The sequence below is a fragment of the Pantoea sp. R13S299 genome (assembly GCF_048515925.1).
In the GTDB taxonomy this organism is placed as follows: Bacteria; Pseudomonadota; Gammaproteobacteria; order Enterobacterales; family Enterobacteriaceae; genus Pantoea.
In genome coordinates this window covers 187,566-212,456 of sequence record NZ_JBLYEF010000005.1, presented here as the reverse complement: position 1 = coordinate 212,456, position 24,891 = coordinate 187,566, and the positions used below count along the sequence as shown (strand labels likewise).

26 protein-coding genes are annotated in these 24,891 nt (G+C 56.4%); 9 read left to right on the top strand and 17 right to left on the bottom strand.

The window, feature by feature from the left end:
• Positions 1 to 27: 27 nt before the first annotated feature.
• The 4 genes from ACN1CO_RS20090 to ppiA all read right to left on the bottom strand — a co-directional run bounded on the left by ACN1CO_RS20090 (position 28) and on the right by ppiA (position 2,070).
• The gene (locus ACN1CO_RS20090) at positions 28 to 603 is read right to left on the bottom strand and encodes an aminodeoxychorismate/anthranilate synthase component II (RefSeq protein ID WP_419140429.1); all 576 of its coding nucleotides are present in this window, start codon (positions 601 to 603) and stop codon (positions 28 to 30) included.
• A gap of 41 nt (positions 604 to 644) precedes the next feature.
• Entirely contained in the window at positions 645 to 1,238 is a 594-nt protein-coding gene (locus ACN1CO_RS20085; RefSeq protein ID WP_419140428.1) for a putative adenosine monophosphate-protein transferase Fic, read from the bottom strand.
• Positions 1,228 to 1,398 (bottom strand): YhfG family protein, encoded by a 171-nt coding sequence (locus tag ACN1CO_RS20080; protein ID WP_419140427.1) that lies wholly within the window; start codon positions 1,396 to 1,398, stop codon positions 1,228 to 1,230. Before ACN1CO_RS20080 ends, ACN1CO_RS20085 begins: the two co-directional genes overlap by 11 nt.
• A 99-nt stretch (positions 1,399 to 1,497) precedes the next feature.
• A complete protein-coding gene (gene ppiA, locus ACN1CO_RS20075) occupies positions 1,498 to 2,070 on the bottom strand; it encodes a peptidylprolyl isomerase A (protein ID WP_003852970.1) in 573 nt (190 codons plus the stop codon).
• 261 nt (positions 2,071 to 2,331) lie between these two features.
• Between ppiA and tsgA the strand changes: the two genes are divergently transcribed.
• The gene (tsgA, locus tag ACN1CO_RS20070; protein WP_419140426.1) at positions 2,332 to 3,510 is read left to right on the top strand and encodes an MFS transporter TsgA; all 1,179 of its coding nucleotides are present in this window, start codon (positions 2,332 to 2,334) and stop codon (positions 3,508 to 3,510) included.
• A 35-nt stretch (positions 3,511 to 3,545) separates the two neighbouring features.
• On the opposite strand, the gene ACN1CO_RS20065 is transcribed toward tsgA, so the two are convergent.
• Positions 3,546 to 4,823 carry a cytosine deaminase gene (locus ACN1CO_RS20065; protein WP_283546918.1) on the bottom strand — a complete coding sequence of 426 codons (1,278 nt, stop codon included), beginning with the start codon at positions 4,821 to 4,823 and terminating at the stop codon, positions 3,546 to 3,548.
• A 221-nt stretch (positions 4,824 to 5,044) separates the two neighbouring features.
• Between ACN1CO_RS20065 and nirB the strand changes: the two genes are divergently transcribed.
• Genes nirB through cysG form a run of 3 tightly spaced genes read left to right on the top strand, consistent with a single transcriptional unit; the run spans position 5,045 to position 9,318 of the window.
• Positions 5,045 to 7,585: a nitrite reductase large subunit NirB gene (nirB, locus tag ACN1CO_RS20060; protein ID WP_419140425.1), complete on the top strand. Its 2,541-nt coding sequence runs from the start codon at positions 5,045 to 5,047 to the stop codon at positions 7,583 to 7,585.
• Positions 7,582 to 7,908, top strand: a complete 327-nt coding sequence (gene nirD / locus ACN1CO_RS20055; protein ID WP_419140424.1) for a nitrite reductase small subunit NirD — start codon at positions 7,582 to 7,584, stop codon at positions 7,906 to 7,908. Before nirB ends, nirD begins: the two co-directional genes overlap by 4 nt.
• Positions 7,909 to 7,953: 45 nt before the next feature.
• On the top strand, positions 7,954 to 9,318 hold the full coding sequence (gene cysG, locus ACN1CO_RS20050) for a siroheme synthase CysG (RefSeq protein ID WP_419140423.1): 1,365 nt from the start codon (positions 7,954 to 7,956) through the stop codon (positions 9,316 to 9,318).
• A gap of 58 nt (positions 9,319 to 9,376) precedes the next feature.
• On the opposite strand, the gene trpS is transcribed toward cysG, so the two are convergent.
• From trpS to aroK, 7 genes are all read right to left on the bottom strand, one after another.
• On the bottom strand, positions 9,377 to 10,378 hold the full coding sequence (gene trpS, locus ACN1CO_RS20045) for a tryptophan--tRNA ligase (RefSeq protein WP_013359276.1): 1,002 nt from the start codon (positions 10,376 to 10,378) through the stop codon (positions 9,377 to 9,379).
• Between the two features lie 16 nt (positions 10,379 to 10,394).
• On the bottom strand, positions 10,395 to 11,072 hold the full coding sequence (locus ACN1CO_RS20040; protein WP_419140422.1) for a phosphoglycolate phosphatase: 678 nt from the start codon (positions 11,070 to 11,072) through the stop codon (positions 10,395 to 10,397).
• A complete protein-coding gene (gene rpe / locus ACN1CO_RS20035) occupies positions 11,056 to 11,739 on the bottom strand; it encodes a ribulose-phosphate 3-epimerase (RefSeq protein ID WP_419140421.1) in 684 nt (227 codons plus the stop codon). Before rpe ends, ACN1CO_RS20040 begins: the two co-directional genes overlap by 17 nt.
• Positions 11,740 to 11,806: 67 nt before the next feature.
• Positions 11,807 to 12,622 (bottom strand): adenine-specific DNA-methyltransferase, encoded by an 816-nt coding sequence (dam, locus tag ACN1CO_RS20030; protein ID WP_419140420.1) that lies wholly within the window; start codon positions 12,620 to 12,622, stop codon positions 11,807 to 11,809.
• A 93-nt stretch (positions 12,623 to 12,715) separates the two neighbouring features.
• Positions 12,716 to 13,765, bottom strand: coding sequence for an SPOR domain-containing protein (locus tag ACN1CO_RS20025; protein ID WP_419140419.1), 1,050 nt, complete (start codon positions 13,763 to 13,765; stop codon positions 12,716 to 12,718).
• Positions 13,766 to 13,837: 72 nt separating this feature from the next.
• Entirely contained in the window at positions 13,838 to 14,926 is a 1,089-nt protein-coding gene (gene aroB / locus ACN1CO_RS20020) for a 3-dehydroquinate synthase (protein WP_419140418.1), read from the bottom strand.
• A 38-nt stretch (positions 14,927 to 14,964) separates the two neighbouring features.
• Complete coding sequence (gene aroK, locus ACN1CO_RS20015; protein WP_003852989.1) at positions 14,965 to 15,486, bottom strand: shikimate kinase AroK; 522 nt, start codon at positions 15,484 to 15,486, stop codon at positions 14,965 to 14,967.
• A gap of 97 nt (positions 15,487 to 15,583) precedes the next feature.
• Between aroK and ACN1CO_RS20010 the strand changes: the two genes are divergently transcribed.
• Positions 15,584 to 15,757, top strand: coding sequence for a hypothetical protein (locus tag ACN1CO_RS20010; RefSeq protein WP_255434305.1), 174 nt, complete (start codon positions 15,584 to 15,586; stop codon positions 15,755 to 15,757).
• Between the two features lie 91 nt (positions 15,758 to 15,848).
• Here the strand turns inward: ACN1CO_RS20010 and hofQ are convergent, their stop codons facing one another.
• Genes hofQ through pilM form a run of 5 tightly spaced genes read right to left on the bottom strand, consistent with a single transcriptional unit; the run spans position 15,849 to position 19,270 of the window.
• Positions 15,849 to 17,120: a DNA uptake porin HofQ gene (hofQ, locus tag ACN1CO_RS20005; protein ID WP_419140417.1), complete on the bottom strand. Its 1,272-nt coding sequence runs from the start codon at positions 17,118 to 17,120 to the stop codon at positions 15,849 to 15,851.
• Entirely contained in the window at positions 17,059 to 17,442 is a 384-nt protein-coding gene (locus ACN1CO_RS20000) for a DUF2531 domain-containing protein (protein ID WP_419140416.1), read from the bottom strand. Before ACN1CO_RS20000 ends, hofQ begins: the two co-directional genes overlap by 62 nt.
• On the bottom strand, positions 17,432 to 17,929 hold the full coding sequence (locus tag ACN1CO_RS19995) for a hypothetical protein (RefSeq protein WP_419140415.1): 498 nt from the start codon (positions 17,927 to 17,929) through the stop codon (positions 17,432 to 17,434). The genes ACN1CO_RS20000 and ACN1CO_RS19995 overlap by 11 nt, the downstream gene beginning before the upstream one ends.
• Positions 17,922 to 18,464: a PilN domain-containing protein gene (locus tag ACN1CO_RS19990; protein ID WP_419140414.1), complete on the bottom strand. Its 543-nt coding sequence runs from the start codon at positions 18,462 to 18,464 to the stop codon at positions 17,922 to 17,924. Before ACN1CO_RS19990 ends, ACN1CO_RS19995 begins: the two co-directional genes overlap by 8 nt.
• Entirely contained in the window at positions 18,464 to 19,270 is an 807-nt protein-coding gene (gene pilM / locus ACN1CO_RS19985; RefSeq protein WP_419140413.1) for a type IV pilus biogenesis protein PilM, read from the bottom strand. Before pilM ends, ACN1CO_RS19990 begins: the two co-directional genes overlap by 1 nt.
• Before the next feature lie 117 nt (positions 19,271 to 19,387).
• Between pilM and mrcA the strand changes: the two genes are divergently transcribed.
• The 4 genes from mrcA to ACN1CO_RS19965 all read left to right on the top strand — a co-directional run bounded on the left by mrcA (position 19,388) and on the right by ACN1CO_RS19965 (position 24,862).
• Positions 19,388 to 21,937, top strand: coding sequence for a peptidoglycan glycosyltransferase/peptidoglycan DD-transpeptidase MrcA (gene mrcA / locus ACN1CO_RS19980; RefSeq protein ID WP_419140412.1), 2,550 nt, complete (start codon positions 19,388 to 19,390; stop codon positions 21,935 to 21,937).
• 482 nt (positions 21,938 to 22,419) lie between these two features.
• Positions 22,420 to 22,830, top strand: a complete 411-nt coding sequence (locus tag ACN1CO_RS19975; protein WP_419140411.1) for a GNAT family N-acetyltransferase — start codon at positions 22,420 to 22,422, stop codon at positions 22,828 to 22,830.
• A gap of 24 nt (positions 22,831 to 22,854) precedes the next feature.
• Positions 22,855 to 23,544 carry a helix-turn-helix transcriptional regulator gene (locus ACN1CO_RS19970; RefSeq protein WP_419140410.1) on the top strand — a complete coding sequence of 230 codons (690 nt, stop codon included), beginning with the start codon at positions 22,855 to 22,857 and terminating at the stop codon, positions 23,542 to 23,544.
• A gap of 19 nt (positions 23,545 to 23,563) precedes the next feature.
• Positions 23,564 to 24,862 carry a cytosine permease gene (locus ACN1CO_RS19965; protein WP_419140409.1) on the top strand — a complete coding sequence of 433 codons (1,299 nt, stop codon included), beginning with the start codon at positions 23,564 to 23,566 and terminating at the stop codon, positions 24,860 to 24,862.
• The last annotated feature ends 29 nt before the right edge of the window (positions 24,863 to 24,891 follow it).

The window sequence follows — 24,891 nt, the reverse complement described above, 5'->3', positions numbered from 1 at the left end:
ATGCATAAAAAATCACTCAAAGGCAACTTATTGCTCAAGGAAATTGCGCAGCAGCTGATGTCCCTGCTCGCTGAGAATGCTTTCGGGATGGAACTGTACGCCTTCCAGCGCCAGGGTTTTGTGGCGGAATCCCATAATTTCGTCAGGCTCGCCGTCACGCACCGTCCAGGCAGTCACCTCGAATACATCGGGCAGAGAATCGCGCTGCACAATCAGCGAGTGATAGCGGGTCACGGTAAGGGGATTATTGAGATTGCGGAACACGCCCTGGCCGGTGTGCTGAATCGCGGAGGTTTTGCCATGCATCACCTGACGCGCACGCACCACCTGCGCGCCATACGCCTGCGCAATCGCCTGATGGCCCAGGCAGACGCCCAGCACAGGCATCTGCCCGGCGAAATGCCGGATCGCCGCCAGCGAGATGCCGGACTCCGTCGGCGTGCAGGGGCCAGGGGAGATCACCAGATGGGTCAGCGGCAGCGCCGCCATCTGCTCCAGGGTGATGGCATCATTGCGCACCACCTGAACCTGCGCGCCCAGCTCGCAGAAATATTGATAAAGATTCCAGGTAAAGGAGTCGTAATTGTCGATAAGCAGCAGCATGACGTATCCAGAATGATAAACCGCGCCGCTATTCTACGCGGTCAGGCCGCCTCACTCACCACTTTCGCAAAGACCTGCTCCAGTGGGGCCAGGTCTCCGGCCACACCGGCCTGATTAGCAGCTTTCCAGCTTTCAGCATCCGTCTCTTCCCAGTTCAGCAGATATCCGGCATGGAGCGCCAGCTGTTCAAAGAAAATCCGCTGTGCCCGACCGTTTCCGTGGCGGAAAGGATGCAGCATATTGATTTCACAATAGTAGTGAGCGAGGCGCTGAATGAATTCGTCACGCGGCAACTCAGCCAGGCCTTTCTCCTCTTCCAGCGCGGCCATCAGGGCATTGCCTTCCTTTTCGATATATTCGAAATGACAGAACGGCGTCTCATCACGCCAGATATCGATGGTGCGCAGTTCACCAGCCCAGCTGTAGACATCCTGGAACAGCGTGCGATGGATCTGGCGCAGATAAGGCAAGCCGGGATTACGCGGCCCCAGCTCCAGCGTGGCTGCGCGCGCGGCGCTGAAGCTTAGCTCCGCCTTGCGCAGCTGCGCGGCATCATGAATATCAGGGAGATTTTTCAGCACGTTGTCGTGCTGCCACAGGTAAGGATCCTGGCTGACGGCGGTATTAGAGTCCATATTGCCTCCTCAGTGACGCCAGACGTGCGGCTGCATCGTCGCTGTTGACGCTGGTTTCATTCGATGAGAAGCCTTCCAGCCGACAGCTGGCCTGATAGCTGGCGCTACGCCGCTGTTGCCACAGGATGACCTTCTGTTTTTCGGTGAGTTTGTTCGCCATGCCGCCTCCTGCTCAGGTTTTTGCCCTAAGTATAAGAGCAATTTCTGGCTTTGCCGGAGGCGGCAGGCGGTCGCCATCCGCAGATGGCGACGAAAAGCATTAAGGCAGGACTTTGGCGGAGAGGATAACTACCGGTTTGGACGGAACATTCTGGTAAGGACCCACATCTTTGGTCGGTACCTGAGAAATTTTTTCAACCACATCCTGACCTTTCACAATCTTACCAAATACGGCATAGCCAAAATCGCGCTGTCCGTGGTCGAGGAAGGCATTATCCGCGACGTTGAGGAAGAACTGGCTGGTCGCACTGTCTTTATCGGCGGTACGTGCCATAGAGATGGTGCCGCGCAGGTTACGCAGGCCATTGTCCGCTTCATTCTTAATCGGCGCGTTGGTCTGCTTCTGCTGCATGTCTGTGGTGAAGCCACCACCCTGAACCATAAAGCCCGGGATCACGCGGTGAAAAATGGTGTTGTTGTAAAAACCGTTGTTGACGTAATCAACGAAGTTTTTCACAGAAACCGGCGCTTTTTGGTTATTCAGTTCGAGTTCGATATTGCCGGCGGAGGTGGTGAGCAGAACGTGGGTGTCACCTTTTGCGGCCAGCGCCTGGGCGGAAACGGAAGAGAGGGCTAACAGGGTGATGGCCGCTGTTAAAGTACGTTTAAACATGAAAGATTCCTTACCTGGGAGAGCGGGCACAAAAACGTGATTGATTGTAGAGAGACTCTATTCCAGGAGCCAGCGTTTTACCTATATTTACGCTGTTGCGGCAAATGGGGAGAGCAAACGTTAAACCCCCGCAATTGCGTGACTAAAATCACACATCACATGAAATATGGATCTGTAGTTTCACTCCTTGTTTATTAAGATCACAGTTCCGTTTACACTTTCTGACACTTTTTGGCACCCGGTTCTCAACAGGTTCAGAACATGACAAACCGTAATCGTATTGGCCTCACCTGGATAAGCTTCTTCTCCTACGCGCTGACCGGCGCGCTGGTGATCGTTACCGGCATGGTAATGGGCGATATCGCGAAAGATTTCCAGATCCCCATCTCCAGCATGAGTAATACCTTCACCTTCCTTAACAGCGGCATCCTGGCTGCGGTTTTCCTGAACGCCTGGCTGATGGTGATTGTGCCACTGAAGCGTCAGCTGATTTTTGGCTTCGTCCTGATGGTGCTGGCGATAATCGGCCTGATGACCAGCCGCGATCTGACCGTCTTCTCGCTCTGCATGTTTGTGCTGGGCGTGGTCAGCGGCATTACCATGTCGATCGGCACCTTCCTGATCACCCACATGTATGAAGGCCGTCAGCGTGGTTCACGCCTGCTGTTCACCGACTCCTTCTTCAGCATGGCGGGTACGCTGTTTCCGGTGCTGGCGGGCATTCTGCTGGCGCGTCAGCTGCCGTGGTACTGGGTCTACGTCTGCATTGGCTTTATCTACGTCGCCATCTTCATCATGACGTTGTTTGTTGAGTTCCCGGTGCTGCGTAAGCCTGAAAACAGCCCGACAGTTGAGAAAGAGAAATGGGGTCTGGGCGTGCTGCTGCTGGCTGTCGCGGCACTCTGCTACATTCTGGGCCAGCTCGGCTTTATCTCCTGGGTGCCGGAATATGCCACCAAAGTCATGGGCATGAACATCAATGACGCCGGACAACTGGTAGGCAGCTTCTGGACCGCTTATATGGTCGGTATGTGGGCCTTCAGCTTCCTGCTGCGCTTCTTCGATCTGCAACGCATTCTGATGGTGCTGGCGGGTCTGGCGACCGTGCTGATGTACTGGTTCGTCAGCAGCAGCGATGCCAGCATGCTGAAATGGATCATCATGATTCTTGGCTTCAGCTCAAGTGCTATCTACACCACCATCATCACCCTGGGTTCACTGCAGACCAAAGTGGCTTCACCGAAGCTGGTGAACTTCATTCTGACCTGCGGCACCGTCGGCACCATGCTGACCTTTGTGGTCACGGCGCCTATCGTTGAGAAAAGTGGTGTGCATACCGCACTGGCGACGGCTAACGCGCTTTACGCCGTAGTGTTTGTGATGTGTGCCCTGCTCGGCTTTGTCAGCCGTCATCGTACTCACGGTCACGTCACGCATTAATCATTCAGGGCGGCGAGTGTTCGCCGCCCTGCTGTTTATCGCCGGAAGTCGATGCGCTCCCGCTCCCGCCAGTAAATCTCGCTTTCTGCGGGCTTCGTCTCTGCCACCACCACGCCACGACGTACTGAATAGCGCACCGGAACCTGCCTTCTGACTGCATCAAAACCGCTTTCCGCCGGCAGAATGATCAGACTGGCCTCGTTGCCGCTCTGAATGCCATAGCCTGACAGTTGCATCGTCTTCGCGCTGTTATGCGTAATCAGATCCAGACCCGCATCAATCTGCTCATAGCCCATCAACTGACAGACATGTAAGCCCATATGCAGCACCTGCAGCATGTTGGCGGTGCCCAGCGGATACCAGGGATCAAACACATCGTCGTGGCCGAAGCAGACGTTAATCTCCGCCTCCAGCATCTCTTTCACCCGCGTAATGCCGCGCCGCTTAGGATAGGTGTCGAAGCGGCCCTGCAGGTGAATATTGACCAGCGGATTGGCGACAAAGTTAATGCCAGACAGCTTAAGCAGCCGGAACAGCCGTGAGGCGTACGCACCATTGTAAGAGTGCATTGCGGTGGTATGACTGGCCGTTACGCGTGCGCCGTTGCCATCGCGATGCGCCAGCGCCGCCACGGTTTCCACAAAGCGCGACTGTTCATCATCAATCTCATCGCAGTGAACATCGATCAGCCGGTCGTAGCGGTCAGCCAGCGCAAAGGTTTTATGCAGCGACTCGACGCCATATTCGCGGGTGAATTCGTAGTGCGGAATCGCACCGACCACATCCGCACCCAGCCGCAACGCCTCTTCCAGTAACGCTTCGCCGTTGGGATAAGAGAGAATGCCCTCCTGGGGAAACGCGACAATCTGGATGGTGATCCACGGCGCCATCTCCGCTTTTACTTCCAGCATCGCTTTCAGCGCGGTCAGTGACGGGTCTGACACGTCAACGTGAGTGCGGACAAACTGAATGCCGTTGGCGATCTGCCACTTCAGCGTCTGCAACGCCCGCTGTTTAACATCTTCGTGGCTGAGCAGCGCCTTGCGCTCGGCCCAGCGCTCAATCCCTTCAAACAGCGTCCCGGACTGGTTCCATGCCGGTTCGCCCGCCGTCTGGGTAGTATCCAGATGAATATGTGGCTCAATAAAGGGCGCGCAGGCTAAGCCGCCCTCGCCGTCCAGCGATTGCTCCGGCGGTGAAGGCTGCTGCGGCTGAGCTGAAATTCGGGCAATTTTTCCGTCGGCGATTTCGATTTGCCACAACCCTTCCCGCCAGGGCAAACGCACATTATTGATCCACTTGGGTGACAGCATGGCTGATTCCTTATCCGATTAACCTGTGTGGTTAAAACTAGCACGATTCATACCACCCACGGCAATGCAGGATATTCAGCAGGTTAGCACTGGCGATGAAACTTAATTAAAATCAACCATATACCTCTTAATGGGTATATAGGGTCGTGGTTGATGTATATCAATAAGCGCCAGAAAGGGCGCGCTATTGTAGCCGCAGATATCGCAAATTTGAGGCAAAAATGAGCAAGCACAATGTCGTCGTTATCGGTAACGGCATGGTCGGCCACCGCTTCATAGAAGAGTTACTTGAGAAAGCGGAAACCAACCTGTTTTCGCTGACCGTCTTTTGTGAAGAACCCCGCGTCGCCTACGATCGTGTCCACCTGTCCGCCTACTTTTCTCATCACACGGCAGAAGAGCTGTCGCTGGTTCGTGAAGGCTATTACGACAAGCATCAGGTCAATCTGCTGCTGGGCGAGCGCGCCATCACCATTAACCGTGATGAGAAGCTCATCCACTCCAGCACCGGTCGCGCCGTTCACTACGACACGCTGATTTTTGCCACCGGCTCTTATCCGTGGATCCCGCCGATTAAAGGTGCCGAAGGCAGCGACTGCTTTGTCTACCGCACCATTGAAGATCTCAACGCCATTGAAGCCTGCTCGCGCCGCAGCAAACGCGGTGCGGTGATTGGCGGCGGTCTGCTGGGACTGGAAGCGGCGGGCGCACTGAAAAATCTGGGTATTGAAACCCACGTCATTGAATTTGCGCCGGTGCTGATGGCAGAACAGCTCGATCAGCAAGGCGGGGAACAGCTGCGTCGCAAGATTGAGCAGATGGGCGTACGGGTCCACACCGGAAAAAACACCCAGCAGATTGTGCATCATGAGCACGGCGGTAAAACGCTGCAATTCGCCGATGGCAGTGCGCTGGAGGTCGATTTCATCGTCTTCTCCACCGGCATTCGCCCGCAGGACAAACTGGCGAAGCAGTGTGGATTAAACCTGGGTCCGCGCGGCGGCATTGCCATTGATGATCAGTGCCGCACCAGCGATCCCGCCATTTACGCCATCGGTGAGTGCGCCGCCTGGCAGAATCGCGTCTATGGCCTGGTGGCGCCGGGTTACAAGATGGCGCAGGTCGCCAGCGACCATCTGCTGGGCCGCGACAATGCGTTTACTGGCGCGGACATGAGCGCCAAACTCAAGCTGCTGGGGGTCGATGTCGGTGGCATTGGCGATGCGCGCGGCACCACGCCAGGCGCACGCAGTGTAGTCTGGCTGGATGAAAGCAAATCGGTCTACAAGCGTCTGATTATCAGCGAAGATCAGAAAACCCTGCTGGGTGCGGTGCTGGTGGGCGACACCAGCGACTATGGCAACCTGCTGCAACTGGTGCTGAATGCCATTCCGCTGCCCGCTAATCCGGAAGCGCTGATTCTGCCGGCGGGCAGCGGAGATAAACCGGCCATCGGCGTCGACTCCCTGCCCGATACGGCGCAAATCTGCTCCTGCTTCGACGTCAGCAAAGGCGACATCGTTAAGGCGGTTCAGGGTGGCTGTCATACTGTGGCCGCGCTGAAAAGCAGCACCCGTGCAGGTACCGGCTGCGGCGGCTGTATTCCCCTGATCACTCAGGTGCTTAACAGTGAACTCAGCCGTCAGGGCATTGAAGTTAATAACCACCTTTGCGCGCACTTCGCCTGGTCACGTCAGGAGCTGTATCACCTGATTCAGGTGGAAGAGATCAAAACCTTTGACGAACTGCTGGCCCGCTATGGTCAGGGTTACGGCTGTGAAGTGTGCAAGCCGACGGTGGGCTCCCTGCTCGCCTCCTGCTGGAATGAGTATGTGCTCAAGCCGCAGCACGCGCCGTTGCAGGACAGCAACGACCTCTATCTGGGCAATATTCAGAAAGATGGCACCTATTCGGTAATCCCGCGCTCGCCCGGCGGTGAAATTACGCCACAGGGACTGAAAGTGATTGGCGACATCGCCGAACGCTACCAGCTCTACACCAAAATCACAGGCTCTCAGCGCATTGGCTTGTTTGGCGCGCAGAAAGACGATCTGCCCGCTATCTGGTCACAGCTGATCGCTGCCGGATTTGAAACCGGCCAGGCCTACGCCAAGGCGCTGCGTATGGCGAAAACCTGCGTCGGCAGCGCCTGGTGCCGCTACGGTGTGGGTGACAGCCTCGGCTTCGGCGTGACGCTTGAAAACCGCTACAAAGGCATCCGCACGCCGCACAAGATGAAGTTTGGCGTCTCTGGCTGCACCCGCGAATGCGCAGAGGCTCAGGGCAAAGATGTCGGCATTATCGCCACCGAAAAAGGCTGGAACCTCTACGTCTGCGGCAACGGTGGCATGAAACCGCGTCATGGCGATCTGCTGGCGGCGGATCTCGATCAGCAGACGCTGGTCACCTATCTCGACCGCTTCATGATGTTCTATATCCGCACCGCCGATCGCCTGCAGCGCACTTCGCTGTGGCTGGAGAGCCTGGAAGGTGGCATCGACTATCTGCGCAAAGTGATCGTGGATGACAAACTGGGCATCAACAGCCAGATGGAGCAGCAGCTGGCCGCGCTGCGCGCCAGCGTCAGCTGTGAATGGCAAGCCACGCTGGAAGATAAAGAGCACCTGACGCGCTTCGCCCACTTTATCAACTCGCCGCAGCGCGATCCCGCTGTACAACGGGTGGCAGAGCGCGACCAGCATCGCCCGGCACGCCCCGAAGAACGCATTGCCGTGACACTGATTGAGGAGACCGAATCATGAGCCAGTGGAATCCGGTGTGCCCGCTGACGCAGATCCTGCCCGCCACGGGCGTCTGCGCGCTGGTCAAAGGCCAGCAGGTGGCGATCTTCCGTCCACGCGACGATGAGCAACTCTATGCGATCAGCAATATCGATCCGTTTGCCGATGCCAGCGTACTGTCACGCGGCATTATCGCCGAACATCAGGATGCGCTCTGGGTGGCCAGCCCGCTGAAAAAGCAGCATTTTCGCCTCAGCGATGGCTACTGCATGGAGGATGAAACGCGCTCCGTAGCGTCCTGGCCGGTGCGGGTCAATGCCGGACAGGTTGAAGTCTGCCTGTAACGCCCCTCAACAGCCCGCCTCCGCGGGCTTTTTTAAGGATCTCTGATGGACTACTTCCCCTTGTTCTGTCGCCTTCAGGGCCGACGCTGCCTGCTGGTCGGCGCGGGTGATGTGGCTGAGCGGAAAGCGCGCCTGCTGCTGGAGGCCGGCGCCGAGTTGCGGGTCGGTGCCCCTGATTTCTCCCCCGCCTTCCGGGAATGGGCGCAGCAAAAAGCTATCACGTTGCTGCCCGGGCATTTCGATCCCGGGTGGCTGACCGGCTGCTGGCTGGTGGTCGCCGCAACCAATGATGACGCGGTGAATCAGCAGGTGGCGGAAGCAGCCGAAAAACAGCAGATCTTCTGCAATCTGGTGGACGCACCGCAGCAGGCCAGCGCCATTATGCCTTCGATCATCGACCGCTCGCCGCTGATGGTTGCCGTCTCTTCTGGCGGACGCGCGCCGGTGCTGGCGCGTCTGTTGCGTGAGAAGCTGGAAGCGATGCTGCCGCAACATCTGGGTCAGCTGGCGCAGCTAGCGGGAACCCTGCGCGATCGGGTGAAAAAGCAATTCGGCTCCATCAATGCCCGCCGCCACTTCTGGGAGCGCTTCTTTAACAGCGAACGACTGGCCCAGACGCTGGCTAACGGCGACGGAGAACGCGCGGAACAGATTACCGATGCACTTTTTAGCGCAGATATCTCCAGTCAGGGTGACGTGGCACTGGTCGGTGCCGGTCCGGGCGATGCCGGATTACTGACCCTCAAAGGCCTGCAGCTGATCCAGCAGGCAGACGTCATCGTTTATGACCGGCTGGTCTCCGATGAGATCCTGAATCTGGTGCGCCGCGATGCCGAACGCATCTTTGTCGGGAAACGCGCCGGACATCACTGCGTGCCACAGGATGAGATCAACCAGCTGCTCTGCGAACAGGCGCAGCGCGGAAAACGCGTGGTGCGGCTGAAAGGCGGCGATCCCTTTATCTTTGGTCGCGGCGGTGAGGAACTGGAGGCGCTGGCGCAGCTGAAGATTCCGTTCAGCGTGGTGCCGGGAATCACGGCGGCCTCGGGCTGTGCGGCTTACAGCGGTATTCCCCTGACCCACCGCGATCATGCGCAGAGCATCAGGCTGGTTACCGGACATCTGCAGAAAACGGGGACGCTCGCCTGGCAGACGCTGGCGGCGGAACAGCAGACGCTGGTGTTTTATATGGGGCTGGCGCAGGCCGGAGAGATACAGCAGCAGTTGATAAAACATGGGATGCGCCGCGATATGCCGGTGGCGCTGGTGGAAAACGGCACCAGTACGCGTCAGCGGGTAGTGACCGGGACTTTGGACGAGCTGGAAGCGCTAGCCGGACAGGTGATCAGTCCCAGCCTGATGATCATCGGCAGCGTGGTGAGTCTGCGCGACAGCCTGCGCTGGTTTTAAATCCTGCAAATAAAAACGGCGGGCACAATGCCCGCCGTCCTGTTTGTCTGCTCAGCCATTACGGCATCGCGACAAAGCCTACCGCCTCATAAACCTTCTTCAGCGTTTCCTGCGCCTGTGCGCGTGCTTTCGCCGCGCCATCACGCATGACCTGCTCCAGCAGGGCTTCGTCGTTACGGAAGCTGTGATAACGCTCCTGCAGCTCAGAGAGCATGCCCGACACAGCATCGGCTACTGCGCCTTTCAGGTGGCCATACATCTTGCCTTCGAACTCCTGCTCCAGCTCGGCGATGGTTTTACCGGTCACGCCCGACAGAATATCCAGCAGGTTAGAGACGCCCGCTTTCTCTTTGATGTCGTAGCGCACCACTGGCGGCTCTTCAGAATCGGTCACGGCGCGTTTGATCTTCTTCACGACCGCTTTTGGATCTTCCAGCAGGCCGATGACGTTGTTGCGGTTATCGTCAGACTTGGACATCTTTTTGGTCGGTTCCAGCAGCGACATCACGCGCGCGCCAGACTTCGGAATGAACGGCTCTGGCACCCGGAAGATATCGCCATAGATCGCATTGAAGCGATGCGCGATATCGCGGCTCAGTTCCAGATGCTGCTTCTGATCTTCACCCACCGGCACCTGATTGGTCTGATAAAGCAGAATGTCTGCCGCCATCAGCACCGGGTAGTCGAACAGACCGGCGTTAATGTTCTCTTCGTAACGGGCTGATTTATCCTTGAACTGCGTCATACGGCTCAGTTCGCCGAAATAGGCGTAGCAGTTTAGAATCCAGCTCAGCTGCGTGTGCTCTGGCACATGCGACTGAACGAAGATGGTGCTTTTTTGCGGGTCGATACCACAGGCCAGATAGAGCGCCAGCGTGTCCAGCGTCGCTTTACGCAGTGCAGCAGGATCCTGACGCACAGTGATCGCGTGCAGATCAACGATGCAGTAAATGCAGTGGAAATCATCCTGCATCTGCACCCACTGACGCAGCGCTCCCATATAGTTGCCAATGGTCAGTTCGCCGGACGGCTGTGCGCCGCTGAAAACGATGGGTTTCATACTTAAGTCCTGATATTTACAGCCCCAGTGTGGGCAAAAGTTCGTCGAAAGAGTCGAGGGTTAAATCGGGCTGGCTGGTCGCAATCGGCTCGCCATAGTTATAGCCAAAGGTCATACCGACATTGGGAACACCCGCCGCCTGCGCCGCCTGGATATCATTGCGTGAGTCACCCACAAACAGCAACTCTTTCGGCAATACGCCGAAGGTGCCCAGCACCATAAAGATCGCCGCAGGGTGCGGTTTTTTAACCGGCACATCATCGCCACCAATGATCAGCGAAAACGCATCGGCAATGCCAAGCGACTGAAGCAGCGGTGCCACAAACGGCGTCGGCTTGTTGGTCACAATCGCCATCGGCAGCCCGGAAGCCTTTAATGCGTCCAGCGTCTGCTTAACCTGGGGGAACAGCGTACTGCCCGCATCCACGGTATCGGCGTAATGCCGGTCAAACAGTGCCCGCGCATCACGCTGCTCTTCCGGCTGCGGCTCGCGGCCCAGCGCGAAGGTCAGCGCACGAGCCATCATGATATCCGCACCGTTGCCAATCCAGGTTGAGACACGCTCAAGGCCCGCCTGTGGCAGACCGAGATCTTTCAGCGTGCGATCAATTGCCTCAGCCAGACCTGGCGCGCTATCAACCAGCGTGCCATCCAGATCAAACGCCAGCGCCCGAATATCAGTGAAACGAGCCATTGGCTTTCTCCAGTTCATTGCGCATATCGTCGATCACTTTTTTATAGTCAGGGTGACCGAAGATAGCGGAACCGGCGACAAACATGTCGGCACCTGCGGCGGCAATCTGGCCAATGTTATCAATCTTCACGCCGCCATCGACTTCAAGACGAATATTGTAACCGCTCTGATCGATACGTTTACGCGCTTCACGCAGTTTATCCAGGGTGCCAGGAATAAATGACTGACCGCCGAAACCTGGGTTCACTGACATCAGCAGAATGATATCCAGCTTATCCATGACGTAATCGAGATAGCTCAGCGGGGTCGCCGGGTTAAACACCAGACCCGCTTTACAGCCGTGCTCTTTAATCAGTTGCAGGGTGCGGTCAACGTGTAAGCTGGCTTCGGGATGAAAGGTGATGTAGGTGGCACCGGCTTTGGCGAACTCCGGGATCAGCGCATCGACCGGTTTTACCATCAGATGCACATCGATGGGGGCGGTGATGCCATAGTCGCGCAGTGCTTTCAGCACCATCGGCCCCATGGTCAGATTAGGGACGTAGTGGTTGTCCATCACGTCGAAGTGAACCACGTCACCTCCGGCCGCCAGCGCTTTGGCTGTGTCTTCGCCCAGGCGAGCAAAGTCCGCCGAAAGGATTGAAGGGGCCAGCAAATATTGTTTCATCCGATTCTCCCACTGTTGTGCGCCAGCACTTAGGCTGGCGTAATGCGTTGGTCGCGGACGAAACAGACTAGCAATAAAGTGCCAGCAGTTCGTCGACCTTGGTGCGACCGGCTATGCTCCGGCTGATAGAACGCCGGGCTTTGACCACATGTAACACTGCATCCTGATACCACAAACGCGTCAGTGCAGTGTCGTGGTTAGAAATCAGTACCGGAATCCGGTTCTCTGACGAGGCCAGCTGTGCTGCCAGCGCCGCCAGATGCTCCTGCTCACGCATGCTGAAGCTGTTGGTGTGATAAGCCGTGAAGTTGGCCGTTGCCGACAGCGGCGCATAAGGCGGATCGCAATAGACCACTGAGCCTTTGGCGGCATTAGTCAGGGTAACATCGTACGATTCACAGACAAACGTCGCTTTTTGCGCGCGCTCGGCAAACCATAACAGTTCTGCTTCCGGAAAGTAGGGTTTGCGATAGCGGCCAAACGGCACGTTGAACTCACCACGCAGGTTATAGCGGCAGAGGCCGTTGTAACAGTGACGGTTCAGATAGAGGAACAGCAGCGCGCGCTGATAGGCGTCGGTGCTGGTGTTGAATTCGGTGCGACGCTGGTAATAACAGAGTTCGTTGTTACCTTCCGGTGTAAACAGCAGTTGCGCGTCACGGATGAAATCCGCCGTGCGCGTTTTGACAATGTTGTAGAGATTAATTAAGTCACTGTTGATATCAGCAAGATGGTAGCGATCAAACTCAGTGTTCAGAAACACCGAGCCTGCGCCAACAAAGGGCTCGACCAGACAGTCGCCTTGCGGCAGATGACGATGGATCTCTTCTACTAAGGGAAATTTTCCCCCTGCCCATTTCAGGAAAGCGCGATTTTTTTTCATGCTGTCGTGGTTATTACATCTTATTGTGAGGCTGTGGCTGTACCGACAGCAGATCTGCGCTTAAAACGGGGCCAGAGACTGGCCCCACATCCGCTATTGGCTGGCTTCTTTCTTCACCTGGCTAACGGGTTTAACCCATGGGTTCTTCGCACGGACTTCCGCAGGAAGCGACGCGACAGCGCGTTTGGCATCCGCTGGCGTGGCATAGGAGCCGCTTACCAGCACGTACCACGGCTCACCGTTACGGGTGGTTTTATAGACGTGATACCCACTCAGATTCTGTTGTTTAGCCCAGGCATTCAGGCTTTCCGCCTTCGATGCACCGCTCAGCTGCAGCGTATAGCTGCCACCTGGCACGGATTTGCTGGCTGAACTGCTGCCTGAGGCCGCCGTGGCCGGAGCAGAACTGGCTGGCGTATGCGCTGGCGTAGTATGCGTTTTGCTGTCACGGGTTGCAGGCTTAGAGGCCGTTTTGTGCGATGAATCATGCGCCGGACGGGCAGACGCACTGGATTTGTTCGGCGTCTGACGTGAAGGTGCCGCTACAGGATTGGCAGCCGTTCCGGCATTACCGCTGACCGTTGCTGGCGCCGTCGGCAGTGAACTGCCACCCTGCGTTCCCATCGCGGCATTATCGACCTGCTGCTGCTGATTCGTCAGCGCGCTGTTCAGATCGCCCGGCAGCGTGACACGCTGCTGATTCGCTGGCGCGTCAACCGGCGCGGCCTGCGTAGGCGTGGATGCCACAGGCGGCATAGAAACATCGCGCTGCGGATTAGATGCAGCATCACCGCTGGTCGTCGCGTTATTTTCGCTGGTGGCTGGCGTGGTCTGCCCGGCTGAAGGAGGAGTCTGTCCACCGGACATGGAAGAGGAGCCGCCCAGGTCGATATTCTTCTCGCTACTGGAACCGCCATTGGCGGCAGGGGTCGTGCCCGCAGTCGCAGGTTTTTTCTCATCCGGGCCATTCAGCGCCGAACCAATCCCCAGTACCAGTAACAGCAGAACCAGGATCCCGACGCCCATAATGATGCGCTGGCGCGAAACCGGTGTTTTGGCCGCGGTAGACGACTTACGAGGGCGCGAGGGACGGCGGTCGCTGGCGTCAGGTTTTAACTCGTCTTCCGGTTTAAACTCATCCATTTTGGCTCCTCCGTAAAGCGGCATTCCGCACTGCGCACCCTGCGCGCCGCGTCACCACTCAACTGCTTAATCTCAGGGTTGCTGACAATCGTTAATTGCAGCCAGCACCATATCATGTGCCACGCCACCACGCACTTCAGAGCGGCCAATCGACAACGGGAGTATCAGCCGCAGTTCGCCCGCCAGAACTTTCTTATCGCGCATCATGTGCGGCAGATACATCTCCGCACTCATCGCCTGCGGCCCATGCACCGGTAAACCGGCACGACGGAACAGGGCAATAATGCGGTCGGTCTCTTCCGCCCGGAACTGCCCCAGACGTTCAGCCGTGCGTGCTGCCATCACCATGCCTGCAGCAATGGCTTCACCGTGCAGCCAGTTGCCGTAGCCCATGTGCGCTTCAATCGCATGACCAAAAGTATGGCCCAGATTAAGCAAGGCCCGCTGACCGTTTTCACGTTCATCGGCCGCTACAACCTCAGCTTTCAGTTCACAGCAGCGACGAATGCAGTACGACAGCGCCTGTTCATCCAGTGCCAGCAGAGCATCAAGATTCTGCTCCAGCCACCCGAAGAACGCACCGTCGAGGATGATGCCGTACTTAATCACTTCCGCCAGACCAGACGCCAGTTCGCGCGCGGGCAGCGTCTTCAGACAGGCTGTATCAATCACCACCGACGCAGGTTGATAAAACGCGCCGATCATGTTTTTGCCCAGCGGATGGTTAACGGCCGTTTTACCGCCAACCGAAGAATCAACCTGCGACAGTAAGGTGGTTGGTACCTGAATAAAGCGTACGCCACGCTGATAACTGGCCGCAGCAAAGCCGGTAAGATCGCCAATGACGCCGCCGCCTAAGGCGATAAGCGTCGTATCACGACCGTGCGGCTTTTGCAGGAGTGCGGTAAAAACCTGATCCATCACGGCCAGCGTCTTATATTGCTCGCCGTCGGGTAAGATCACCTGATCCACTTTTACACCTGCCGCCGTCAGCAGCGCTGTCAGCGGGTCAAGATAGAGCGGAGCCAGCGTCTGGTTTGTCACCACCATGGCGTTTTCGCCCGCAGTTAGCGGCCAAAAAGAAGCCGGATCGTTAAACAGTCCGGCGGCGATAGTGATGGGGTAACTGCGTTCCCCCAGTGAGACGGTGATCTTCTCCATGATGCTCGATACCTGTTAAAGAGCCTTCGAACGTTGGATCAACTTTTTTCCAACATGTGGATAATCTGATTCGCCACCACTTTCGCACTCTGATCATCTGTGCGAATGGTTACATCGGCGATCTCTTCGTAGAGCGGGTTACGTTCGCCAGCCAGCGCTTCGAGCACTTCGCGCGGCGGTGAATCCACCTGCAGCAACGGACGTTTTTTGTCACGTTGAGTGCGCGCCAGTTGCTTCTCGATGGTGGTTTCAAGATAAACCACAACACCGCGGGCGGAGAGACGATTACGCGTTTCCCGGGATTTGACGGAACCACCGCCTGTCGCCAGGACGATGCCTTGCTTCTCGGTCAGTTCGTTAATGATTTTTTCTTCGCGATCGCGAAAGCCAGCTTCGCCTTCGACATCAAAAACCCAGCCCACATCCGCTCCGGTGCGTCGCTCAATTTCCTGATCGGAATCGAAGAACTCCATGTTGAGTTGCTGAGCCAACTGACGGCCAATAGTGCTTTTGCCGGCACCCATCGGCCCAACCAGAAAGATATTGCGTTTCTCTGCCATTTTGTCGGTATTACTAAGAATTCGTTAATGATACCCCGCGTTCAGCATTTGCTGGCGGGACAGGAACTGAGACCTCATGAGCGTTAGCAAGAGTCAGATGAAAAATTATCTCAACACTCAAGGCTGTTTGGCAACCGATTATATTGCCTTCAGCACATCCATTTCTGAATTGGCCTGTGTTCGCGAAACTGTAACGCGCCAGCGCTGCGTCTTTACAACGCTGCTTACAGAGGAGTTTTCTGATCTGTTTGCCGGGATTTACCCAACATAGACGGTTACACCGTATTGAAAATCGCTAAACCTTGTAAGCTAATTCGTCTCCTGCGTCAACGCAGATGGCCTTATGGGCCGCATTTTCCGTTTTATCCAGCCGTAAGCGCTGCTTCCCTGACCAATCGCGGCGTAATGAAGATTACCAGCTCTCTTTTTTTGCGCTGCTCAGATTGCTGCCGAAACAACCCGCCAATCAGCGGCACATTTCCCAGCAGCGGCACCTTATTTTCGCCACGACTTCGCTGCTGCTGAAAGATACCGCCTAATGCCAGAGTTTGCCCGTCACTGACCGTGACCTGAGTCTCAATTTCCTGTTTATCAATAGATAATATGTCGCTATCGCCGGTTCTGATGCTGCGACCCGGCATATTCTGACTGATATGGATCTTCAGCTGGATGCGGCCATTGCCCGAAATCGTCGGTGTCACCTCCATGCCCAGCACCGCTTCTTTAAACTCAATGCTGGTGGCACCGCTGTTTCCCGCCGACACTTCATAGGGGATTTCAGTGCCCTGCTTAATCGACGCAGTCTGCTGATGTGAGGTAAAGAGGCGCGGACTGGCGATGATTTCGATCTGGTTCTCCTGCTCCAGCGCACTTAACTCCAGATCCAGAAGCTGACCGCCGATACGCGCGAGTGCCATACCCACGCTGACGCCGGGTGAACTGACCGCCAGCGGAACATCCAGCCGGGGATGATGCAGGATATCCGTCACTGCGGCATCCCCCGCCTGCAACCCCCATTTCACGCCCAGCTCCTGCAGATGCTCTTCGCTGATGGTGACGATGTGTGCCGACAGCTCAATCTGCTCCAGTGGCAGATCCAGCGCCCGTATCCAGCGTTCTGTCTCTTTCAAAGCCGCCGCGGTATCGCGCAGTAACAGGGCGTTAGTGCGTTTGTCGACCGTCACGCTGCCGCGCTCAGTCATCAGCGACTGCCGTTCAGTCAGCAGGCTGGCATGCACCTCGCTGGCACTGGCATAGCGCAATATCACGGCGCGCTGCTGCAAAGGCGTCTGCTGCAACTTCTCCTGCTGTTCCGCTTCCCGTGCCTGCTGCTGAGCCTGTTGCCAGCTCTCAGGATAGACCAGCAGCACATTATCCTGTTCTATCAGCGTCAGCTTTGCCATGCGCGCCACCAGATCCAGCGCCTGATGCCACGGCAGATTATCCAGCCGCAGCGATAACGAACCTTCAACCTCTGGCGCAATCATCAGATTGATCTGCTGATAGTCTGCCAGCGCCTGCAAAATACGTTCAATCGGCGCGTTATCAAATGTCAGGCTGAGAGGCTCTTCATCAGCGGCGTAAACCGGCAGCAGGCAACTGATGACCAGCAGCAGGGTGACTATCCTTTTCATGCGAACGTCCTTTTAAATAAAATGCAGTCTGTTGTGTGGTGCAGCTATCCGGCACCGCCAGGGTGATGCTGCGACGGGTCATCTCAGCGAGTTGCCAGGGCCTTACGGGAAATGGCTTGCCGGTGCGGGCTATGACGCTCTCCCCCTGCGGACCCAGCAGCCAGGCATGGAAATGCGCCTCCCTGCCAATGATCCCCTGCAGACGCCAGCCGGTGAGCGGTTCTACTGACGCCTCACAAACTGAACCGGCAACCGGCCGGAACGGGTCACGCGCCAGTACACCGCCACAGCACAGCAGTAAAATCAGCAGGCTATGGCGCATCGTCAGGTTCCAGCCAGAGTTGAGCGACCAGGAACTGCGGCTGCGCCAGCAGCTGGAAATGCACCGGAAACGGCGCGGAGGCATCGGCAAGCTCGGCAAAAAGCGACTGGAACGCCGGCCATTGCAGATGCAGCGTCAGCGTGCGGGAAGGCGCATCCGGCTGCCACTCCTCAAGCTGGTTACGCCGTGCCGCCAGAATCTCTTCCACTGCCCGGCCCGATGCGCCCGATGCTGATCTGGCGATCTTCATCGACTGCAGTTGCGCCTGCAACTGCGCATTATCCGGGTTCTGACGCCACTGCTGCTGGCGCTGCTGCAGAGTGAGGCTCAGCCTGTGCAGTTCCTGTTTTTCAGCGGTCAGCACCTGCTGCTGTGGCCGTAACCACAGAAGCCAGGAGAGCAGCAGCAGACCGGATGAGAGAGCGACGAGCAAGCCGTAGCGCGGAAGTGCGTCCATCTGCCACCAGCGATCACACCACTCATTCATCAGCCACCTCCTGCACTTCTGCCCGCAGTGAAAAGCGATAGCTGCCACCCGCCTGACGTTTAACTCCGCCCTGCTTCACCTGACCAAACAGGGCGACGGTAGTTAGCTGCTGGCGAAACTGCCGCACCGATGCCATATCCTGCGCCTGGCCCTCCAGGTTCAGATGGTTGTCGCGCTTCTCCAGCCGGGTCAGCCAGACGGTGTCGGGCAGCAGCGCGGGTAAATCGAGCCAGAACTGTTGCCAGGCTGCCAGTTGTGCCGCCCGCTGCCGCTGCTTCGCTTGTTGCTTTTGTACGACCGCCAGCTGCGCCAGTAGCTGCTTCTGCTGAGCTAGCTGCTCTACCAAAGTTTCCAGCGCCTGCTGCTGCACCCTGCCCGCCTGCGCCACCTGCTGACGCGCCTGATGGATCTGCCAGGTTTGCTGCGCCACCACCAGGAGCAGAGCAGCCAGCATCAGTGACAACACCACCAGGCTCTGCCGCCGCTGCTGTTGCCGACGGCGCTGACGCCAGGGCAGCAGATTGACCGCTACCATTACGCATCTCCGTCGCGCAGCGCCAGACCGGCCGCCAGCGCAAAGGCACCTGGATTTTCCGGCAAGGGCGGCTGCTTATAACGAAACAGATCAAATGGGGAAAATGGGATGGCGTCAGTGGGCAGCGCACCCTCCTCCGTTGTACACCAGGCAACAGAACGGGCATCGGGGAAGGCCTGCTGTTGCAGGGTCTCCAGCGTGGCGGCTTCGCCGCTGTCAGCTGCGGTGCGCGCATCGCTCCAGAGCCAGCGGTTATCCTGCTGCAGGACCAGCACCGCGCCATCCTGCAACGCAGCCTGCCGGGCTAAGCGCTTCAGCGCTTCGGTGGTCAGTTCAAACACCTGCGGCTTTAATCCGGCCTGCAAAAGCGGTGCCGCCCACTGGTCGATAATCTCCAGCCGCGCGGCCGTGACGCAGAGCTGGCCACTCTGTGCATCCGGCCGGTAGTCCAGCGCAAGCGCCGTCGGCTCCAGTGGAAAGAGACGACGCGCGGCCGCCTGCACGTAGTGCCCCAATGCGGGCTCATTCAGCGACTGCGCTGGCAGGGGAAGCTGGCGCTGCAGCACCAGCCGGGCGGGCAGTGCGACCCGCAGCGAGTAACGACGTGGCAACCGCTGACGCCAGGCCGTCAAGGCCGCCAGTAATTCAGGCGAAGATTGCAGCACGCCGTTTCTTAACGTATCTTGCGGCAGCCGCTGCTGCCACCAGTGGCGTAGCTGCCAGCCATCACGACGAGGCTGGAGGGCCAGGGCACAAATCTGCCTATTCTGAATATCCAGCCCAATTTGCCAGGTATGAAAAGCCATGCGCGCGATCTCCTTATCGTCCGGGAAAGATGGACATATCAAAGCGTCTGGCTTGCCTTTATACTACCGCGCGGTTGTTTATAAACTGCTCAAACGACAACAGATGGGAAATTCCAGGTGAAGTTCGTAAAGTATCTATTGATCCTTACAGTGTGTTGCATCCTGTTGGGAGCTGGCTCGATTTATGGTTTATACAAATACATAGAGCCACAGCTGCCTGACGTGAACACGCTGAAAGATGTGCGTCTGCAAACCCCTATGCAGGTTTACAGCGCCGATGGCGATTTAATCGCCCAGTATGGCGAAATGCGCCGTATCCCTTTGACTCTGCAGCAAGTGCCACCTGTGATGGTGAAAGCGTTTATTGCGACCGAAGACAGCCGTTTTTATGAGCACCATGGTGTGGATCCAGTGGGTATTTTCCGTGCGGCCAGCATTGCGCTGGTCTCCGGTCATGCCTCGCAGGGTGCCAGTACCATCACTCAGCAGCTGGCCCGAAACTTCTTCCTGAGCCCGGAACGCACCCTGATGCGTAAAATAAAGGAAGCGTTCCTGGCGATCCGCATTGAGCAGTTGCTGAATAAAGACGAAATCCTTGAGCTCTACCTGAATAAGATCTACCTGGGCTACCGCGCTTATGGCGTCGGCGCAGCCTCACAGGTCTATTTTGGTAAGCCGGTTGACCAGTTGTCGCTGAGTGAGATGGCGATGATTGCTGGTCTGCCAAAAGCACCATCCACCTTCAACCCGCTGTACTCGCCGAGCCGCGCCCTGTCGCGCCGCAACGTGGTACTGGCGCGTATGCTGGATCAGCATTACATCACGCAGCAGCAGTATGACGAGGCGCGTAATACGCCGCTGGTGGCGAAGTATCACGGTCCGGAAATCGCCTTCTCTGCCCCTTATCTCAGCGAGATGGTGCGTCAGGAGATGGTGAAGCGCTACGGTGAAAATGCCTATACCGACGGTTACAAGGTCTACACCACGGTGACCCGCCGCCTGCAGGAAGCCGCGCAGACCTCCGTACGCAATAACGTTATGGCCTACGATATGCGTCATGGCTATCGCGGCCCGACCAGCGTGCTGTGGAAAGTGGGTGAACCGGCCTGGGATCAGACGAAGATTGAGAAAGCGCTGAAGGTGCTGCCGGTCTATGGTCCGCTTCACCCGGCCGTCGTTACGGAAGCCCGCAGCGATGAAGCGACCGTGATGATGCAGGATGGCAGCAATGTGTCGCTGGCTTTAGCCGGTGTACGCTGGGCACGTCCTTATAAGTCTGACACCGTACAGGGCCCGACACCGAAAAGCGTGACGCAGGTCCTGCAGGCGGGTCAGCAGATCTGGGTGCGCAAAGTTGGTGACGACTGGTGGCTGGGTCAGGTTCCGGATGTGAACTCGGCGCTGGTTTCACTGGATCCGAATGATGGAGCGGTGCGTGCGCTGGTGGGCGGTTTCGCCTTTAACCAGAGCATGTTTAACCGTGCGACCCAGGCGCTGCGCCAGGTCGGTTCTAACATCAAGCCTTTCCTCTATACCGCCGCCATGGATCGCGGGCTGACGCTTGCCTCCATCCTGAACGATGTGCCGATTTCACGCTGGGATGCGGGTGCCGGTGCAGACTGGCGTCCAAAGAACTCACCGCCGACTTACGATGGTCCGATTCGTCTGCGTCAGGGATTAGGTCAGTCGAAAAACGTGGTGATGGTGCGTGCGATGCGTGCGATGGGCGTGGATTACGCCGCAGAGTATCTGCAGCGCTTTGGTTTCCCGGCGCAGAACATTGTTCACACTGAGTCGCTGGCACTGGGTGCGGCCTCATTCACCCCATTACAGGTGGTGCGTGGCTACTCCGTGATGGCGAATGGTGGCTTCCTGGTCGATCCTTACTTCATTACGAAGATTGCGAATGAACAGGGCGGCACTATCTTTGAAGAGAAACCGAAGATCGCCTGTCCGCAGTGCAATCTGCCGGTCATCTACGGCGAGACCAAAAAAGCGCTGGCCCTGAATGAAGAGAGCGTCGAGAACGTTGCCGCCTCAAATACCAATCAGAATCAGGCGGTTCCTCAGCCTGAACTGGAGCAGGTTCCGGCGCAGGCACAACAGGGCGATCAGCAATATGCGCCCCACGTGATCAACACCCCGCTCAGCTTCCTCATCAGGAGCGCGTTGAACAGTAACATCTTCGGCGAACCGGGCTGGATGGGAACCGGCTGGCGTGCCGGGCGTGACCTCAAGCGTAATGATATCGGCGGCAAAACCGGTACCACCAACAGCTCGAAAGATGCCTGGTTCTCAGGTTACGGTCCTGGCGTAGTGACCTCAGTCTGGATCGGCTTTGATGATGCGCGCCGTAATCTGGGCCGCAGCACGCTTTCCGGTGCAATTCCCGATCAGATTTCGGGCTATGAAGGCGGTGCGAAGAGTGCGCAACCGGCATGGGATGAGTACATGAAGAGCGCGCTGGACGGTGTTCCGGTGCAGCCGTTAACACCGCCGGATGGCGTGGTGACGGTCACGATCGATCGCAGCACCGGCAAGCTGGCAAATGGCGGCGGAAATACCCGTCAGGAATACTTCATTAATGGCACCCAGCCAACCGAATATTCGGTGCATGATGTGGGCACCACCATTATGGATAACGGCGAGAGTCACGAGCTGTTCTGATGTAATAACTACAATGTGAAATATCTGAGGCTGGTCACCTGAAGTGATCAGCCTTTTTTTCGGCCCGCTTGTCCTGATGAAACAGGCGATACTTTTCGTACATGGGCGGCTCAGTCAGTCGGGGCGGGAAAAAGAAAGGTAAAAGCTGAAGAGAGAGCATCATCGGTTGCTAAGAAAAATGCCGATCACCCTGAGCGATCGGCATTAATTCAGTCTGACAATATAAAGCAATGTGTATGAAGCGATTCAGAAACTGAACCGAAAAAAATATTGTTATTATATCGCTATGATTAGCGTAGTCTTCCCTGGTGCCAGAAAACATAATTACTGGTATATCTAATGAACAACGATGACTAGCTTAATATTAATTGCGTTCAATAACAGGAGGGATATTGACTCTTGCGCATCGCTTATCACCATGATAAGAATAGAAAGCCCGAAACCCTCTATTTTGATTTAATCACCTATGGATATTTTTATATATGGAAATTAAAGTGGGCCATACGCAAGACCCCAAAACTGAAGAATATATTATTCAGCGACTCTGGCAGCATAATGGACGTTTTGCTGACATCAATATGAAAACGCTGAATGTTATCCTGTATGACGACCAGAAAAATATTCAGGGCGGCCTGTTAGCCCATACCTGGTGTGGCACGCTTGATATTCATTATTTATGGATAGAGGATGCCTGGCGCCTGAATGGCACCGGACGTCAGCTGATGCAGACAGCAGAAGAAGAAGCGCGCAATCGAGGCTGCCATATGTCCGTCGTTGACACGTTAAGTTTCCAGGCACGGGGTTTTTACGAAAAGCTGGGTTATCGCGTATATGGCGAACAGGCTGGCTATGCGCAGCGCTACGCACGTTATTATCTGGCAAAAAGATTATAATCTGAACGCTTTCAGCGAGGCGCCATGGACAGCCCATACCGTAGTATCGATGAATTCATTTCTGCATACGCCACCACCATGGATTTATTACCGACGCCCTGGGGTTTTAAGAATGCCGCATCGCAGCATCTTTATATGAATGAAGCTGCAAAATTGTATACTGCTACGCCAAAAAGCTATTTATTAGAGGGTAAAAGAGACAGTGAGTTTCCCACGCGCTGGAGTGACTGCGCCGATGAATTCTGCGAGCACGATCGACAGGTAAAAATGAATAACCGTTGCGTGGCCGTGATTGAAACCCATTACTGGTATGGCAACAATTATCTCACCCCTTTTATCAGTGAAAAATACCCTGTTTTCGACAATCGAAATCAGTGGCTGGGCTGCATATGGAATGCACGCCCGGTTGATAACCTGACGGCAATGAGCTTTATCGATCCCAGAAAATCCTCTGTACTGACGACGCACCTGGAACACGCCGTGTTTACCCCCGCCGAGCTGGATGTCATTTTCCTGCTGCTACGGCGCTTCAGCGCAAAAGAGATCGCCCGCATCTATAACCTCAGCGTAAAAACTGTCGGTAACCGCATCACCACGCTGTATCAAAAAGCGGGAGTGCATTCGCTACAACAATTTGAAAGCTACTGCCGTGCGGAGTCACTGGAGAATTATTTGCCAGAGCGGTTTCTCAGCACAGGCGTTATTTATATATAAACGGTAAGGAAACCCTGTTGTGAGTAAATTTGACGATTATCCCCTGAGCCCTGTCCCTGCAAATAAAAGACTCTCACTGCTGAGCGTTGCTATTGTGCATATGGGCATGCTGACAGCGCTGGATCAGTTTATGCTCGGGGCCGTGCTGGGCAACAGTATGACGCCCGGCGAGGCGTTTACTGCGATCACCCTGGCCAGCCTGCTGTTTGGTGTGCTGACTTTTGCACTCGGCTATGCGGGAATGCGCGAGGGACTGCCGGGCAGTCTGCTGGCTCGCTGGTGTGGCTTTGGTCGCCACGGTTCGGTATTGATAGGCCTGCTGGTTGCAGTCAGCCTGCTGGGCTGGTTCGGCATTCAAAACGCAGTTTTCGCCCGCTCGCTAAGCTATGCACTGAACGGTAAACTCAGCTTTGCAGAGTCAGCTGCGCTCTCGGGAGCCGTTCTGACATTACTCGTCACCTTTGGTTTTAAGGCTCTGCGCTTTACCGCACGTATCGCGGTTCCGCTCTTTATCGCGCTGGTCGGCTGGATTTTCTGGCACGCGTTCCACGGGCAGTCTGGCCAGAACATCCCGCCCGTTATCACCAGCCAAACCATTACCGTAAGCGCCGCCATTACCATGGTGATTGGCGGGGCGATCCTCGCCAGCCTGATGACGCCCGACCTGACACGTTTCTCACGCAACGGCAAAGATGTTTTCGCCATTACGCTGCTGACCATTCTGGCGGGAGAATATGGGATTAATGGTCTGGCAATTCTGATCGCCAGAGAACTACAGACTTCAGACATCATTGCAATTATTACCCAAACCACCAGTTCGTTAGGTCTGCTGGTTGTCGTCTTTTCTACCCTGCGCATCAACGACCTGAATCTCTATTCGTCAACGCTTGGCATTGCTAACGCCATTGAGGGCGTGACTGGCTATAAACCGCGTTATCCTTTGATTACGCTGCTGCTCGGCATGCTTGGCACACTCTGTTCAATTCTTGGGATTCTGGATCGTTTTGTCGATTTTCTGGAACTGCTGGGCGTCATCTTCCCGCCGGTACTGGGTGTGATGATCATTGACTACTACATACTGCAAACTGACCGCCAGGCTCTGGCGCTGAGCCGTAGCAGCAATGCCTTGCCGGCGACCTCTCAGCGTATCGGCTGGCCTGCGCTGATCGCCAGCGTAGCGGGTGCAGCCACAGGTCTGCTGGTTGAGCGCGGCGTACCGGTGCTTAATTCTATTCTCGTCGCATGCGTGGTGTATCTGTTGGCAGCACCACTGTTGAAGCGGACATCTGCCGTACAGAAAAAAGTGATAGCTGGATAAAACAAAAACGCGCCTGCAGTCAGGCGCGT

What these genes read in the sequence shown, in the direction of transcription:
- ACN1CO_RS20000 (WP_419140416.1), bottom strand. Translation starts at nt 17,442, where the DNA reads ATGCGCCATAGCCTGCTGATTTTACTGCTGTGCTGTGGCGGTGTACTG.
- ACN1CO_RS20065 (WP_283546918.1), bottom strand. Translation starts at nt 4,823, where the DNA reads ATGCTGTCACCCAAGTGGATCAATAATGTGCGTTTGCCCTGGCGGGAA.
- hofQ (WP_419140417.1), bottom strand. Translation starts at nt 17,120, where the DNA reads ATGAAAAGGATAGTCACCCTGCTGCTGGTCATCAGTTGCCTGCTGCCG.
- ACN1CO_RS20010 (WP_255434305.1), top strand. Translation starts at nt 15,584, where the DNA reads ATGAAAAATTATCTCAACACTCAAGGCTGTTTGGCAACCGATTATATT.
- ACN1CO_RS19970 (WP_419140410.1), top strand. Translation starts at nt 22,855, where the DNA reads ATGGACAGCCCATACCGTAGTATCGATGAATTCATTTCTGCATACGCC.
- ACN1CO_RS20090 (WP_419140429.1), bottom strand. Translation starts at nt 603, where the DNA reads ATGCTGCTGCTTATCGACAATTACGACTCCTTTACCTGGAATCTTTAT.
- ACN1CO_RS20025 (WP_419140419.1), bottom strand. Translation starts at nt 13,765, where the DNA reads ATGGATGAGTTTAAACCGGAAGACGAGTTAAAACCTGACGCCAGCGAC.
- ACN1CO_RS19995 (WP_419140415.1), bottom strand. Translation starts at nt 17,929, where the DNA reads ATGAATGAGTGGTGTGATCGCTGGTGGCAGATGGACGCACTTCCGCGC.
- dam (WP_419140420.1), bottom strand. Translation starts at nt 12,622, where the DNA reads ATGAAAAAAAATCGCGCTTTCCTGAAATGGGCAGGGGGAAAATTTCCC.
- aroK (WP_003852989.1), bottom strand. Translation starts at nt 15,486, where the DNA reads ATGGCAGAGAAACGCAATATCTTTCTGGTTGGGCCGATGGGTGCCGGC.
- ACN1CO_RS19975 (WP_419140411.1), top strand. Translation starts at nt 22,420, where the DNA reads ATGGAAATTAAAGTGGGCCATACGCAAGACCCCAAAACTGAAGAATAT.
- tsgA (WP_419140426.1), top strand. Translation starts at nt 2,332, where the DNA reads ATGACAAACCGTAATCGTATTGGCCTCACCTGGATAAGCTTCTTCTCC.
- nirB (WP_419140425.1), top strand. Translation starts at nt 5,045, where the DNA reads ATGAGCAAGCACAATGTCGTCGTTATCGGTAACGGCATGGTCGGCCAC.
- cysG (WP_419140423.1), top strand. Translation starts at nt 7,954, where the DNA reads ATGGACTACTTCCCCTTGTTCTGTCGCCTTCAGGGCCGACGCTGCCTG.
- trpS (WP_013359276.1), bottom strand. Translation starts at nt 10,378, where the DNA reads ATGAAACCCATCGTTTTCAGCGGCGCACAGCCGTCCGGCGAACTGACC.
- pilM (WP_419140413.1), bottom strand. Translation starts at nt 19,270, where the DNA reads ATGGCTTTTCATACCTGGCAAATTGGGCTGGATATTCAGAATAGGCAG.
- ACN1CO_RS20085 (WP_419140428.1), bottom strand. Translation starts at nt 1,238, where the DNA reads ATGGACTCTAATACCGCCGTCAGCCAGGATCCTTACCTGTGGCAGCAC.
- ACN1CO_RS20040 (WP_419140422.1), bottom strand. Translation starts at nt 11,072, where the DNA reads ATGGCTCGTTTCACTGATATTCGGGCGCTGGCGTTTGATCTGGATGGC.
- ACN1CO_RS19990 (WP_419140414.1), bottom strand. Translation starts at nt 18,464, where the DNA reads ATGGTAGCGGTCAATCTGCTGCCCTGGCGTCAGCGCCGTCGGCAACAG.
- aroB (WP_419140418.1), bottom strand. Translation starts at nt 14,926, where the DNA reads ATGGAGAAGATCACCGTCTCACTGGGGGAACGCAGTTACCCCATCACT.
- nirD (WP_419140424.1), top strand. Translation starts at nt 7,582, where the DNA reads ATGAGCCAGTGGAATCCGGTGTGCCCGCTGACGCAGATCCTGCCCGCC.
- ACN1CO_RS20080 (WP_419140427.1), bottom strand. Translation starts at nt 1,398, where the DNA reads ATGGCGAACAAACTCACCGAAAAACAGAAGGTCATCCTGTGGCAACAG.
- rpe (WP_419140421.1), bottom strand. Translation starts at nt 11,739, where the DNA reads ATGAAACAATATTTGCTGGCCCCTTCAATCCTTTCGGCGGACTTTGCT.
- ppiA (WP_003852970.1), bottom strand. Translation starts at nt 2,070, where the DNA reads ATGTTTAAACGTACTTTAACAGCGGCCATCACCCTGTTAGCCCTCTCT.